This is a genomic window from Streptomyces sp. NPDC032822 (assembly GCF_055578825.1).
In genome coordinates this window covers 196,887-210,137 of record NZ_JBVIOL010000014.1, presented here as the reverse complement: position 1 = coordinate 210,137, position 13,251 = coordinate 196,887, and the positions used below count along the sequence as shown (strand labels likewise).

12 protein-coding genes and 1 pseudogene are annotated in these 13,251 nt (G+C 72.1%); 9 read left to right on the top strand and 4 right to left on the bottom strand.

All coding sequences use genetic code 11. The features are described from left to right. A pseudogene (locus tag ACZ5VD_RS32840) lies at positions 1 to 161 on the top strand (IS5/IS1182 family transposase); the annotation flags it as partial. Between the two features lie 50 nt (positions 162 to 211). Here ACZ5VD_RS32840 and ACZ5VD_RS32835 read toward each other — a convergent pair. Continuing rightward, positions 212 to 436 (bottom strand): twin-arginine translocase TatA/TatE family subunit, encoded by a 225-nt coding sequence (locus ACZ5VD_RS32835; RefSeq protein WP_468551566.1) that lies wholly within the window; start codon positions 434 to 436, stop codon positions 212 to 214. A gap of 306 nt (positions 437 to 742) precedes the next feature. Next, positions 743 to 1,723: a Clp protease N-terminal domain-containing protein gene (locus ACZ5VD_RS32830; protein WP_468684265.1), complete on the bottom strand. Its 981-nt coding sequence runs from the start codon at positions 1,721 to 1,723 to the stop codon at positions 743 to 745. Between the two features lie 68 nt (positions 1,724 to 1,791). On the opposite strand from ACZ5VD_RS32830, the gene ACZ5VD_RS32825 reads away from it, so the two are divergent. The 5 genes from ACZ5VD_RS32825 to ACZ5VD_RS32805 all read left to right on the top strand — a co-directional run bounded on the left by ACZ5VD_RS32825 (position 1,792) and on the right by ACZ5VD_RS32805 (position 6,473). Continuing rightward, positions 1,792 to 2,151: an excisionase gene (locus tag ACZ5VD_RS32825; protein ID WP_468551564.1), complete on the top strand. Its 360-nt coding sequence runs from the start codon at positions 1,792 to 1,794 to the stop codon at positions 2,149 to 2,151. Between the two features lie 191 nt (positions 2,152 to 2,342). Beyond that, the gene (locus tag ACZ5VD_RS32820) at positions 2,343 to 2,789 is read left to right on the top strand and encodes a nitroreductase family deazaflavin-dependent oxidoreductase (protein ID WP_468551563.1); all 447 of its coding nucleotides are present in this window, start codon (positions 2,343 to 2,345) and stop codon (positions 2,787 to 2,789) included. A 194-nt stretch (positions 2,790 to 2,983) separates the two neighbouring features. After that, entirely contained in the window at positions 2,984 to 3,238 is a 255-nt protein-coding gene (locus ACZ5VD_RS32815) for an EF-hand domain-containing protein (RefSeq protein ID WP_468551562.1), read from the top strand. 78 nt (positions 3,239 to 3,316) lie between these two features. Next, entirely contained in the window at positions 3,317 to 4,795 is a 1,479-nt protein-coding gene (locus tag ACZ5VD_RS32810; RefSeq protein WP_468551561.1) for a glutamate-cysteine ligase family protein, read from the top strand. Positions 4,796 to 4,940: 145 nt separating this feature from the next. Continuing rightward, on the top strand, positions 4,941 to 6,473 hold the full coding sequence (locus tag ACZ5VD_RS32805; RefSeq protein WP_468551560.1) for a carboxylesterase/lipase family protein: 1,533 nt from the start codon (positions 4,941 to 4,943) through the stop codon (positions 6,471 to 6,473). Between the two features lie 19 nt (positions 6,474 to 6,492). On the opposite strand, the gene ACZ5VD_RS32800 is transcribed toward ACZ5VD_RS32805, so the two are convergent. Next, positions 6,493 to 8,058, bottom strand: a complete 1,566-nt coding sequence (locus tag ACZ5VD_RS32800) for an amidohydrolase (RefSeq protein WP_468551559.1) — start codon at positions 8,056 to 8,058, stop codon at positions 6,493 to 6,495. A gap of 225 nt (positions 8,059 to 8,283) precedes the next feature. Between ACZ5VD_RS32800 and ACZ5VD_RS32795 the strand changes: the two genes are divergently transcribed. The 3 genes from ACZ5VD_RS32795 to ACZ5VD_RS32785 are packed head-to-tail and all read left to right on the top strand — an operon-like array spanning position 8,284 to position 12,972. Continuing rightward, positions 8,284 to 10,005, top strand: coding sequence for an ABC transporter ATP-binding protein (locus ACZ5VD_RS32795; RefSeq protein WP_468551558.1), 1,722 nt, complete (start codon positions 8,284 to 8,286; stop codon positions 10,003 to 10,005). After that, positions 10,002 to 11,885 (top strand): ABC transporter ATP-binding protein, encoded by a 1,884-nt coding sequence (locus ACZ5VD_RS32790; protein WP_468551557.1) that lies wholly within the window; start codon positions 10,002 to 10,004, stop codon positions 11,883 to 11,885. Before ACZ5VD_RS32795 ends, ACZ5VD_RS32790 begins: the two co-directional genes overlap by 4 nt. Before the next feature lie 13 nt (positions 11,886 to 11,898). Further along, entirely contained in the window at positions 11,899 to 12,972 is a 1,074-nt protein-coding gene (locus ACZ5VD_RS32785) for an iron-siderophore ABC transporter substrate-binding protein (protein ID WP_468551556.1), read from the top strand. A gap of 59 nt (positions 12,973 to 13,031) precedes the next feature. On the opposite strand, the gene ACZ5VD_RS32780 is transcribed toward ACZ5VD_RS32785, so the two are convergent. Beyond that, entirely contained in the window at positions 13,032 to 13,241 is a 210-nt protein-coding gene (locus ACZ5VD_RS32780) for an MbtH family protein (protein ID WP_468551555.1), read from the bottom strand. Between the last annotated feature and the right edge of the window lie 10 nt (positions 13,242 to 13,251).

The following is a 13,251-nucleotide window of genomic DNA, read 5'->3' as shown; positions in this document are numbered from 1 at the left end:
TTTACCAGGAGCGGAACACGGTCGAGCGGCTCATCAACAAGCTGAAGGCCTGGCGGGGCATCGCCACTCGATACGACAAGTCGCCCGAGAGCTACCTCGCCGGCCTCCACCTCCGTGCCTCAATGATCTGGATCAACGACCTGCTGGAGGCAACTGGCTGATCACAACGTCACACAGGCCCTAGAACGAGCGCGGGTGCGGACGCAGCACCTCAGGAACGCGCGGTCGGGTCGTTCCGCTCGACGACCGTGCCCTGGACGACGTGCCCCGGCCCGGTCGGCGTGTCGGAGGCGTCCTGTTCCTTCAGCGCCTTGGCCTCGCTCTTGAAGATCCGGGCCGCCTTGCCCGCCGAACGCGTCAACTCGGGCAGCTTCTTGATGCCGAGCACCACGATGACGACAACTAGGATCAAGGCCACTTCACTCAAGCCGAACATCGTGCCTGCTCTCTCCCGGTGGCGGACGGCCACCGATACGGCGGACCGGCGGCACATTCGCATCTACAGTGCTGTAGAAGTGTCTCCTGAAACGTGATCGCGCAACAAGCCCGCCCGGCCATCTCGCCCCGCGGCGGCGTGGGTCCGCAGGTCGGACCGGGCGCGCCGCGGGGCGCGTGGTGCCTTCGATGTGCCGTGTCGCCTGTGCGTGGGAGGTCGATCCGTGGTGCGTGCGGGTCGGCACCGCCACCCGCAGCCGGACCGATCCCCGGTGTCACCGGCCGCACCTTCGCGACCGCCCGCTGATCAGCCGGTCCGTCGGCGGAGCCGGGGCGCGAGGATCGTGCGCACGACCTTGGCCACGTTGCCCGCGGCGGATCCACCCTCTTCTTCGGGTTCCGGTTCCAGCACCCGCTGGATCTGCAGCAGCAGTTGGTTGGTCGACCGCCAGAGCGGGACGAACATGCCGGCGACCGGCCCGACGCCCTGGATCGGGCCGCTGGACAGTTCGGTGACCTTCTTGGCGAGCGTGACCGTTGCCGGATCCCGCAGGATCAGGTGCACCTCGTCGTCGACCAGCCGGATTTCCATCCTGCGCGCGGCGGCCTCCTCCGGGCTCGCGTCCGTGGTCGTCTCCGGATCCAGTTCGTCGATCTTGGCGGCGACCGCGTCCGGGTCGACCCCGAGTTCGCGCAGCACCCGGGCCGCCATGCTGTTCTCCGCCCGCAGCATCGCCTCCAGCAGGTGATGGCTGCCGACCGGTGCGCCACCGGCCAGCGCGCTGGCGGCCGACACGGTGTCCTCGGTGGCCGGTGTGCCGGCCGGCCAGGAGCCGGCCGCGACGTCCTGCGATCCCTCCGATGCCGCCAGCACCGCGGCACGGATGTCGCCGATCGGGTCGATCCGCTCGGCGAGCACCTGCGCGCCGATGCCCTCACCCTCCCTGACCAGGGCGAGCAGGATGTGCTCGGTGCCGATGTAGGTGTGGTGCAGCTGCTGCGCCTCGCGCAGGGCGAGTTCCAGCGTCTTCTTCGCGCTCGGCGCGAACGGGATGTGCCCGCTCAGCTCCTGCGTGCCGGGCTTGGCCAGCGCGATGACGTCGGCCTGCGCCGTCTCCTTGTCGTACCCGAGCTGCTGCAGGACCTTCGCCGCCATCGTGTCCGAGGCGTCGAGCAGCCCCAACAGGATGTGCTCCGTGCCGATGTAGTGGTGCCTGAGCAGCCTCGCCTCCTCCTGAGCCGTCACGACCACCTTGCGGGCTTCCACCGTGAACCGTTCAAAAGTCATGCTTCCATGCTCCCAACCCTGTCAATACACTGCTATTGACAGGGTCACTGTGCTGAAGGGAGGGTGCGATGGAGACACCGTCGGACTGGGAGGACCGCCTCGCGCGCTGGCAGAGCGAGCTGGAGCTGTTCGAGCAGCTGGACGAGACGCCCTGGGTCACGCTGGCCAAGGCGGAGGCCGAGACCGGCGTCTCCCGCTCGGCCCTGCGGTCCTGGTACCGCAACGGCGAGATCCGGTCCCGGCTGGTGGACGGGCCGAACGGGCCGCAGCGCCTGGTCCAGCTGAACGCGGTGATCGAGCGCGCCGCCGCGTCACCGCGCATCCAGCGCCGGGCGGAACGGGAGGTCAGCCTGGAAGCCCAGGTCACCCTGTTGCGGCACCGGGTCGACCAGCTTGAGCTGCGGCTGGCCGCACTGGAGCGAAAGTGACCGCCCTCACCGACATGGCGGTGTCGAGAACGTCGCGTCGGCTCCGTCCCAGGGGTACGAGCGGCCACGACGGGCCGCGCGACACAGGAGGACTGGATCACGTGGGCGGCGCGGCCGGGGAACTCAACCGAGGCTGATCGCCGGACAGCGCGTTCCGTACCAGGTTTCCGTTCCCGAAAGGACCGTCCGTCATGGCTGTCGCCGATGACCTCGACCACGCCACCGACTCGCAATGGGACTGGGTCGCCGAGCAGACCCGTACGTATCTGGCCTCGGGTGGCACCGAGGGACACGAGTCGAACGGCGTGTTCACGCTCGTGCTCGCCACGACCGGGCGCAGGACCGGCATCGCGCGCCGCACCTGCCTGATCTACGGCACCGCGGGCGAGGACTTCGTCGTCGTCGCCTCCAAAGGGGGTGCCGACGAGCATCCGGCGTGGTTCGAGAACCTCAAGGCGGACCCGAGCGTCGGGGTGCAGGTCGGCGCCCGTCGGTTCACCGCTCGCGCCCGGGTCGCGTCCCCGGCCGAACGGGAGTCCCTCTGGCTCCTCATGGCGAGCATCTTCCCGCTGTACGACGAGTACGCGCGCAAGACCGCCCGCGAGATCCCGATCGTCCTGCTCACCCCGCAGGACTGACCCCGGCAACCGACCCGAGCGCACGCGTCGGAGCCCGGTGATCGTGTGGTGGTGGTCGGGGTCGTCAGCGGTGGCGCCGGGCGGGGCCGACGGAGGTGTCGGGGGCGGGGAACCGGGGCCGGGGCGGACGCGTTGTGGTCTGGGAGCGGGGTGGGCCGGCCCACCCCGCCGGCAACGGGGAACGAGGGCGACACATGAGCGACAAGGCGCGGAAGCTGTTCGAGGCGCTGGATCTCGACCACGACGGGACACTCACCCGCGAAGAGGTGATCAGCGCCCTGCGGACGAAGGGGCCGTCCCTGGCCGCGTCGGGGGATCTGCCGTTCTGGGGTGTGGGTGACGCCGACGCCTCCTCCGCGCTGTTCGACGCCGCCGACCAGAACGGGGACGCCGTCCTGACCCTGGAGGAGTTCACGGTGGTGGTGGACCGCCGTTTCGGCTGGCGCTGACATCCCGCCTGGTCGGGCGCGCCGCGTGGTGCGACGCTGGAGGGGAGAGGTGTCGAGGAGCCGCACCCTGGAGGACCGATGGGACGAGACGTCCCGGCGCTGGTCTTCACCCGCGAGGACCGCCGCCGGTACCGGACCAAGATGCAGGAGTGCCTCGACGCCTTCGCGCAGATGCTGCGCGAGTCACGGTTCGAGTCCGAGCGGCCGCAGGTCGGGCTGGAGATCGAACTGAACCTGGTCGACGACGAGGCGGAGCCGGCCATGCGCAACGTCGATGTGCTGGAGTCCATCGCGGACCCCGCCTGGTCGACCGAGCTGGGCCGGTTCAACCTGGAGATCAATGTGCCGCCCCGCCGTCTGACGGAGGGCGGCCCCGATGCGTGGGAGTCGGAGATCCGTGCCGCGCTGAATCACGCCGAAGAGCGCGCCAGGGCCGTCGGTGGGCATCTGATCATGATCGGCATCCTTCCCACGCTGCGGCAGGAGGACATCGGCGAGGCGGCGCTGTCGGAGAACCCGCGCTACCGGCTGCTCAACGACCAGGTGTTCGCCGCCCGGGGCGAGGATCTGCGGATCGAGGTGGACGGCGTGGACCGGCTGCGGATCTACGCGGACACGATCACTCCGGAAGCCGCCTGCACCAGCACGCAGTTCCATCTCCAGGTCTCCCCCGAGGAGTTCCCCGCCTACTGGAACGCGGCGCAGGCCATCGCCGGAGTCCAGGTCGCGCTGGCGGCGAACTCGCCGTTCCTGTTCGACAGGGAACTGTGGCACGAGACCCGTATCCCGCTGTTCGAGCAGGCGACCGACACCCGCCCGCAGGAGATCAAGGAGCAGGGCGTCCGGCCGCGGGTGTGGTTCGGGGAGCGGTGGATCACCAGTGTCTTCGACCTGTTCGAGGAGAACCTGCGCTACTTCCCCGCGATGCTGCCCCTGTGCGACGAGCAGGACCCGGTGGAGACCCTGGACCAGGGCGGCATCCCCGAACTCGCCGAACTCACCCTGCACAACGGCACGATCTACCGCTGGAACCGCCCGGTCTACGCCGTCGCCCACGATCTGCCGCACGTGCGGGTCGAGAACCGGGTGCTGCCCGCCGGCCCGACCGCCGCCGACACCCTGGCCAACGGCGCCTTCTACTACGGTCTGACCCGCGCCCTGGTGGACGAGGAGCGGCCGGTGTGGTCCCGGATGTCCTTCTCGGCCGCCGAGGAGAACCTGCACACCGCGGCCCGGCACGGCATCGACGCGCCCCTGTACTGGCCGGGGATGGGCGAGGTGCCGGTGCCCGAACTCGTCCTGCGGCGGCTGTTGCCGCTGGCGCACGAGGGGCTGGAGCGCTCGGGCATGGACGCGGCCTGGCGCGAGCCGCTGCTCGGCATCATCGAGCAGCGGTGCGTCACGGGCCGCAACGGGGCGGTGTGGCAGAAGGAGATGTTCCGCCATCTCACCGCCACCACACGGGCCGGCCGCCACGAGGCCCTGCGGCAGATGACTCAGCTGTACAGCGCGTACATGCATCTCAACGCCCCGGTCCACACCTGGCCGGTGGACTGACCCGTTAATCGTTGGCGTGCGTCCGGACGCGGCGGGATGATCCGGGGGTCCGGGCGGACACCCGCCTGTGTGATCACGTGACGCCTGCCCGGATCCGCCGGCGCAGATCCACGGGGCCGGATCCATCTGTCCAGGGGGAGCTGTGATGCCCGAAGTGCGTACGGCGGCCGGCGTGTTGCGCGGCGACCGGGAGGAGGGTGTCGCGGTCTTCCGTGGCATCCCGTTCGCGGAGCCGCCGGTCGGGCCGCTGCGGTTCGCCGCACCGCGGCCGGTGCGGGGATGGGACGGGGTACGAGAGGCGCTGTCGTACGGTCCGCCACCCCCTCAGGGCGGTCATTTCGGCATGGACGTGCTGGCGCGGGACGCGGTGGACGACGACTGGCTGACCCTCAACGTCTGGTCCCCCGAGTACGAGCCCGAGCCAGGGTCGGGGTCGAGGTCGGCGCCGGGCACGGGGCTGCCGGTGATGGTCTGGATCCAGGGTGGCGCGTACACGATCGGTATGTCCGGTCTTCCCGAGTACGACGGCGCTCGCCTCGCGCGGGACGGCGGTGTCGTCGTGGTGACGTTCAACTACCGGGTGGGTCTGGAGGGTTTCGGGCAGATCGAGGGGGCTCCGGCCAACCGGGGTCTGCTCGACCAGGTCGCCGCGCTGGAGTGGGTGCGGGACAACATCCGGGATTTCGGCGGCGATCCGGGCCGGGTCACGGTGTTCGGGCAGTCGGCGGGCGGCGGATCGGTCGCCGCGCTGTTGGCGATGCCACGGGCGGCGGGGCTCTTCGGCCGGGCGGTCGCGCAGAGTGCGCAGGGCACGTTCTTCTCTGAGGAGCTCGCCTCCGACATCGCCGTCGCCTGCGCCGACGAGCTGGGGCTGAGGCCCACGGCGGCCGACCTGTCCACGGTGGAGCCGGCCCTGCTGTCCGCCGCCGGTGACGCGGTCGGCGCCAAGGTGGGCCGGTGGGCGGAGCGGTGGGGTCCGGTCGCGCACCGGTCGGTCCTGTTCTCGCCGGTCGTCGAGGGTGACGTCCTCCCGGTCACGCCCTGGCAGGCTCTGGCCGACGGCGCCGGCCGGGACGTGGAACTCCTCGTCGGCCACACACGGGACGAACAGCGGCTGCTCACCGCGCTCGACGGACTGCTCGGCCAGGTGACGCGGGAGCAGGCGGCGACCGCCCTGCGCGTCTTCGCACCGGGTCCGGACGGCGCACGCCGGTACAGGGAGGGCTTTCCGGCCGCGGGGCCGGACGAGCTGTACGAACTGGTCCAGTCCGACTGGGTGTTCCGCATGCCCACCCTCCACCTCGCCGAGGCCCAGAGCGCCGCGGGCGGCCTGGCCCACGTCTACGAGCTGACCTGGGCCGCTCCGGGCATGGGCGGTGCCCTCGGCGCCTGCCACGGCCTCGACGTGCCGCTCGTCTTCGGCAATCTGGACCGCGGTCAGCCCGCCATGCTGATCGGCGAGGACCCGTCCCCGGAGGCGGCGGCACTGTCCGCCCGGATCCGCGCCGCGTGGACGGCGTTCGCCACCCACGGTGACCCCGGCTGGCCCGCGTACGACACCGGACAGCGCCTCGTCCAGCTCTTCGACACCGCCCCGGAGGTCACCCCGTACCCGGAGGAGACCTCGCGTCTCATCTGGCAGGACCACGCCTTTCCCGTGCTGCCGCTGCTCGGTTGAGCCGGGCGGCGGGGCCCGGTCAGGGCTGCTCGTCGTCGCCCTCCAGGAACGTCCCCACGACCTCGATGTCACCGATCCGGGACGGATCCACGCGGGTCGGGTCGTCCCCGAGCAGGACCAGGTCCGCCCGCTTGCCGGGGGTGAGGCTACCGGCGTCGGACTCCCAGTGGCAGGCGTGCGCGGCGTCGACGGTGTAGGCGCGCAGGGCGGCCTCCACGTCGATCGCCTCGCCCGCGCCGATGGCCCGGCCCGACAGGGAGGTGCGTTCGGCCATGAACTGGATGGCGCGCAGGGGTGCGCCGTCGGCGACGGGACGGTCGGAGCTGCCGACGAGGCGTACGCCGTGGTCGAGGAAGGCGCGGCCCCGGTAGAGCCAGTCCGCCCGCTCCTCCCCCATGATCGTGGCGTAGTCGTCCCCGTAGTGGCGCAGGAAGTTCGGCTGGACGACGACCGTCACGCCGAGGGCCGCGAGGCGGGGCAGCTGGTCGGGGCGGACCAGGCCCGCGTGCTCGATACGGTGCCGTGCCCGGGGGCGCGGGCGGATCTTCTGCGCCTTCTCCAGGGCGTCGAGGGCGACGTCGACGGCACGGTCGCCGATGGCGTGGACCGCGAGCTGCCAGCCCGCGAGGTGCCCTTCGACGATGGCGTCCTCCAACACCTTGGGTTCGTCCTGGAGTTGGCCGAGTGTGTCGGTTCCCGCGTAGGGGCTGGTGAGTGCCGCGGTGCGGGCCATCATGCCGCCGTCGGTGAAGATCTTCAGGGCGCCCAGCGAGAGGGCGCCGTCGCCGAATCCCGTGCGCAGGCCCAGGCTCAGCGCCCGGTCGGTGGTGTCCTCGGGGGCGGCGCGTACGGGGTCGAGGGCGTCGGCCGCGGCCATGAGCTGGACGCGGACCGGCAACCGGCCGGACTCGTGGGCGAGTTGGTATGCGGCGGCCTCGACGGGGGTGCGTCCGAAGAGCCGGCCGCCCACGCCGGCCTCGGCACAGGCCGTCACGCCTTCGGAGCGGCAGACGCGGCCCGCGCGTTCGATGGCCGCGGCCAGTTCGTCGAGCGAGTGCGGAGGCCTGACCTTGAGCGCCTCGCCCATCGCCTGTTCGACGAGGAAGCCGTCGACGTGGGGCGTGCCGGCGGGCAGGCGTTCCAGCACGGCCGAGTTCACCAGGCAGGCGTGGCCGGAGATGTGGCCCAGGTACACCGTGCGGCCGTCGCTGACGGTGTCGAGGTCCCGCGCGGTCAACGGGCGGTCCAGGGTGCGCTGGTCGTAGCCGCCGAAGTCCACCCAGGTGCCGGCGGGCACGCGGGCCACCGCGTCCGCGACGACCCGCAGCACGTCGTCCGCACGGGTGCTCGGGGCGACATCGGGTGCCGCGGCCTTGAGCCCCGTCCAGGTGAGGTGCACATGGGCGTCGATGAAGCCGGGGAGCACCACGGCCCCGCCCAGGTCACGGGTCCGCCGTGCGGGAAGCCCCGCCACGTCCTCGTCGAGGCCGACGACACGTCCCCGCCAGATGCCGAGTTCGCGGGCGACGGGACGGGACGGATCCATCGTGATGATGTGGGCGTTGGTGATCCGCGTGGAGAGCAAGAACGGCTCCTTCAGGTCCTCCCGGGCGAACGGCCGTTCCCCGGGCCCGGGATACGCAGGTTAGGGTCACCTTATAAGCAGGTCGCGAAGGCGTCCTGCCGGTGGGCCCGGGCACCTGTGGACGGCTCACCAAAGGGCTAGCCGAGCAGGGAAATGGAAGTTAGCCTTACCTAAGTCTGTGATCAGAATGCTCGAACACGGTGAGTCATCGGTGCAGGGGGACGAGTGGGCAAGGCGGATCCGCCCGGCCGGAAGGTGCTGTGGCGCTCCGTGCGCGAGCAGCGCCGTGATGTGGTCGTCGGTGCGGTGCTGGGCATGGGACATCAGACCGGCGAGGCCCTCGTCCCGGTCTTCATCGGGCTCGCGATCGACGAGGGTGTCGTGGACGGCGACATTCCCGGGCTGTTGTCGTGGCTCGGGATCCTCGCCGTCGTCTACGTGGGCCTCTCCTTCAGCTTCCGCTTCAGCGCGCGGGCCGGCGAACGTGCCTCGCTGACCGCCGCCCACCGGCTCCGGTCCGAGGTCGTCGGCCGCGTCCTCGCGCCTGAGGGCGGGGCGGAGGAAGGCCGGTTGTCCGGCGAGCTGGCGAACATCGCGACGGAGGACGCCAAGCGGGTCGGTGCCGTCACCATGGCCCTCATCGTCGGTATCGCGGCCGCGACGGGCATCGTCGTCGGAGCCGTCGTGCTGCTGCGCGTGTCGCTGCCGCTCGGTCTGCTCGTGCTGCTGGGCACCCCGCTGCTGCTGTGGCTCGTCCATCTGCTGAGCAAGCCCCTGGAGCGGCGCAGCGAGACCGAGCAGGAACAGGCCGCGCGGGCCTCGGGTGTGGCCGCGGACCTCGTGGCGGGACTGCGGGTCCTCAAGGGCATCGGCGCCGAGCCCGCGGCCGTCTCCCGCTACCGGCGCATCAGCCGGCGGTCGCTGACGGCCACGTTGCGCGCGGCGCGCGCCGAGGCCTGGCAGAGCGCGGTCGTGACCATTCTGACCGGCACGTTCCTGGCCGTGATCGCACTCGTGGGCGGGCGGCTCGCGGCACGCGGTGACATCGGCATCGGCGAACTCGTCTCGTCCGTCGCGCTCGCCCTCTTCCTCATCGGCCCGCTCTCCGAGTTCTCGTGGGTCAACGCCGAGCTGGCCCAGGGCCGGGCCTCCGCCGCCCGGATCGCCGGCGTCCTGGAGGCCCCCCGGTCCGTGTCCCCGGGCACCTCGTCCGACAACGCCGCGGAACCGCGGTCCGACGACCGTCCCGGGCTGCCGCTGCGACTGCGCGGCCTGGGGTACGGCACACTGCGCAACCTCGATCTCGACATCGCCGCCGGGGAGACGGTCGGCGTCGTCACCACCGACCCGGCCGACGCGTCGGCGCTGCTGCGCTGCCTCGGCCGGCGCGGCGATCCCGACGCCGGGACCGTCGAACTGGACGGGACCGAACTGGCCGCGCTGGGCCTGGCCCGGCTGCGCGGCACACTGCTGGTCGCGGAGCACGACGCGGACCTGTTCGAGGGCACCCTCCTGGAGAACGTCACCGCCGCCGCGCCCGCCGGACCGGGTTCGCGGGTCGCCGCCGTGCTCACCGCCTCCGCGACGGACGAGGTGGTGCGCACCCTGCCGGACGGCGCCGACACCGCCGTCACCGCGCGCGGACACTCGCTCTCCGGCGGACAGCGGCAGCGGGTGGCCCTGGCGAGGGCTCTCGCCACCGACGCGCCGGTCCTCGTCCTGCATGAACCGACCACGGCCGTCGACGCCGTCACGGAGGTCCGTATCGCCGCCGGGATCAAGGACGTCCGCGAGGGCCGCACCACCGTGTTGGTGACGAACAGCCCCGCGCTGCTCGCCGTCACCGACCGGGTCGTCCTCCTCGACGGCGGCCGGCTCACCGCGACCGGCGCCCACGAACAGCTCGTCCACGACTGTGCGACGTACCGGACGGCGGTCCTGGCATGACCGAGTCCCCAGGCCGCCCTCCGGCCACCGAACCTCAAGGGCCGCTCCAGGTCGACACCGAGCTGCGGGGCGCGCCCACGCTGCTGCCCGTCGCCACGCCCGCCCGCACCCGCGCCGCGGTCGCCGAACTGGTGCGCCCGCAGCGGCGGTTGGCCCTGACGGCGTTCACCGTGATGGTCGTCTCGACCGCCGTGGGGCTGCTCGTGCAGCCGCTGCTGGGGCGGATCGTCGACCTGGCCGCCGACCGCGGGTCCGTCGACGCCGTCACCACGACCGCCGCGCTGCTGGTCGCCGTCGCCGTCGCGCAGGGCGTCACCTCCGGGCTCGGGCTGTCGCTGATCTCCCGGCTCGGTGAGACGACGCTCGCCAGGCTGCGCGAGAAGTTCGTCGAGCGGGCCCTCGATCTGCCCCTGGAGCGGGTGGAGAAGGCCGGCGCCGGGGATCTCACCGCCCGCGTCACCGCCGACGTGTCGCTCATCGCGGACGCCGTGCGCAGCGCGCTGCCCGAACTGGCCCGCTCACTGCTGACCATCGTCCTCACCCTGGGCGCGCTGGCCCTGCTCGACTGGCGGTTCCTGCTGGCCGCGTTGCTCGCGGTGCCCGTGCAGGTCGCGACCGCGCGCTGGTACGTCGCCCATGCCGTGCCCCTCTATGCCCGCCAGCGGGTGGCGGGCAGCGCCCAGCAGCAGCAGTTGCTCGACACCGTCGGGGGCAGTTCGACCGTGCGGGCGTTCCGGCTGGAGCGGGAGCACACCGAGCGGGTCACCGAGCGGTCCTGGTCCCTGGTGTCGTTGATGATGCAGGGCGTCCGGCTCGTGCTGGGCTTCTACAGCCGGCTGCACGTGGCCGAGTACATCGGGCTCGCGGCCGTCCTCGTCACCGGCTGCTGGCTGGTGAGCCGGGACGCCGCGTCCGTCGGCACGGCGACCGCCGCGGCCCTGTACTTCCACAGTCTGTTCGGTCCCGTGAACTCGGCCCTCGTCCTCCTGGACGACGCCCAGTCGGCGACGGCGGGCCTGGCCCGGCTGGTCGGGGTGACCGACCAGCCGCCCCCCGCGGCACCGGCCCGGCCGGCCGCGTCCGGCGCGGTCGAGGTCGTCGTGCGCGGACTCGGCCACGCCTACCGCGCCGGACATCCCGTGCTGTCCGACGTCGACCTGACGATCCGGCACGGGGAGCGGGTGGCGCTCGTCGGCGCCAGCGGGGCCGGCAAGACCACCCTGGCCCGGCTGGTCGCGGGCATCCAGCGGCCCACCGAGGGCAGCGTCCTGGTCGGCGGGGTGCCGCCGGCCGAGCTCGGACCGGCCGCCGCGGGCCGGACGATCGCCCTGCTCACCCAGGAGACGCACGTCTTCGCGGGCCCGCTGGCGGACGACCTGCGACTCGCCCGCCCGGACGCCACCGACGACGAGCTGCGCTCCGCGCTCGCCCGCGTGGACGCCCTGGACTGGGCGGAGGCCCTGCCCGACGGCCTGGACACGGTGGTCGGCGACGGCGGCCACCGGCTCAGCGGCGCCCGCACCCAGGCCCTGGCGCTGGCCCGGCTGGTGCTCGCCGATCCGCCGCTGGTGATCCTCGACGAGGCCACCGCCGAGGCGGGCAGCGCGGGCGCCCGCGATCTGGAGAAGGCCGTCGCCCGTGCCGTGGACGGCCGGACCGCGCTGATCGTCGCCCACCGCCTCAGCCAGGCCGCGACCGCCGACCGCATCGTCGTCATGGACTCGGGCCGCGTCGTCGAGAGCGGCACGCACGACGAACTGCGCGCCTCCCAGGGCCCGTACGCGACGCTGTGGCAGGCCTGGTCCGACACCCGCGACACCGACTCCAGGCCCCAGCCCCACTCCCCCACATCCACTGCCCGGCACCACAGGAATCCGTAAAGAAGGACCACCGATGCCCCGCTTCCGCTTCCGCAGAGCGCCACGGACGGCCGCCGCGCTCGTCTCCGCCCTGGTCATCCTCGCCACCGCCACCGCCTGCGGTGGCGACGACGACTCCGGTTCGTCGAACGCCGGCTCGGAGGCGGGTTCCTCCGGGACGTCCGCCTTCCCGGTCACCCTCACGCACAAGTTCGGCTCCACGACGATCAAGTCGGAGCCGAAGCGGATCGTCACCGTCGGCCTCACCGACCAGGACGCGGTCCTCGCCCTCGGCAAGGTGCCGGTCGGCACCACCGAGTGGCTCGGCGGCTACAAGGGCGCGATCGGCCCGTGGGCGTCCGACAAGCTGGGCGGGGCGAAGGCGCCGACGGTCCTCAAGGACACGGGCACCGGACCGCAGGTGGAGAAGATCGCCGCGCTGCGGCCGGACCTGATCCTGTCCGTGTACGGCGGGATCACCAAGGAGCAGTACGAGTCGCTGTCCAAGTTCGCGCCCGTGGTCGCCCAGCCGAAGGAGTACAACGACTACGGCGTGCCGTGGCAGGAGCAGACCGAGACGATCGGCAAGGCCCTCGGCAAGTCCGCGGAGGCCTCCGCGGCCGTGAAGGCGACCGAGGCCAAGATCGCGGCGACCGTCGGGGAGCACCCCGAGTTCAAGGGGAAGAGCGCCGTGATGGCCACCCCGTACGAGGGCATGTTCGTCTACGGCAGCCAGGACGTGCGCTCCCGGGTCCTCACCGACCTCGGGTTCTCCCTGCCCACGGACCTGGACAAGGTGATCGGGGACCAGTTCGGCGCGAACATCAGCAAGGAGCGCACCGATCTGCTCGACCAGGACGCGATCGTGTGGATCGTCGGCGACACCACCAAGGACGCCGCCAAGCTCCACAAGGACGCCTCGTACAAGGACCTGAAGGTGGTCTCCCAGGGGCGTGAGGTGTTCATCGCCGAGAGCTCGGACTACGGCAACGCCACGTCCTTCGTGTCGGTGCTGAGCCTGCCGTATCTGGTGGAGCGGCTGGCGCCGCAGCTGGCGGCGGCCGTGGACGGCAAGCCGGCCACGAAGGTGGAGCAGCCCGCGTCCTGACCGGGCGTCGCACACACGAGGAGGGGGCCCGGCGTCATCGCCGGGCCCCCTCCTCGTGTTCAGCCGTCCATCGAGTCGGCCAGGCTGCGCGGGCGCATGTCGGTCCAGTGGGTCTCCACGTGGTCCAGGCACGCCTGCCGGGAGTCGGGCCCGTGGACGGTCCGCCAGCCGGCCGGCACATCCACGAAGTCCGGCCACAGGCTGTGCTGGTTCTCGTCGTTGACGAGCACCAGGTAGACGCCCTCGGGGTCCTCGAACGGGTTGCTCATTCCATTCCTC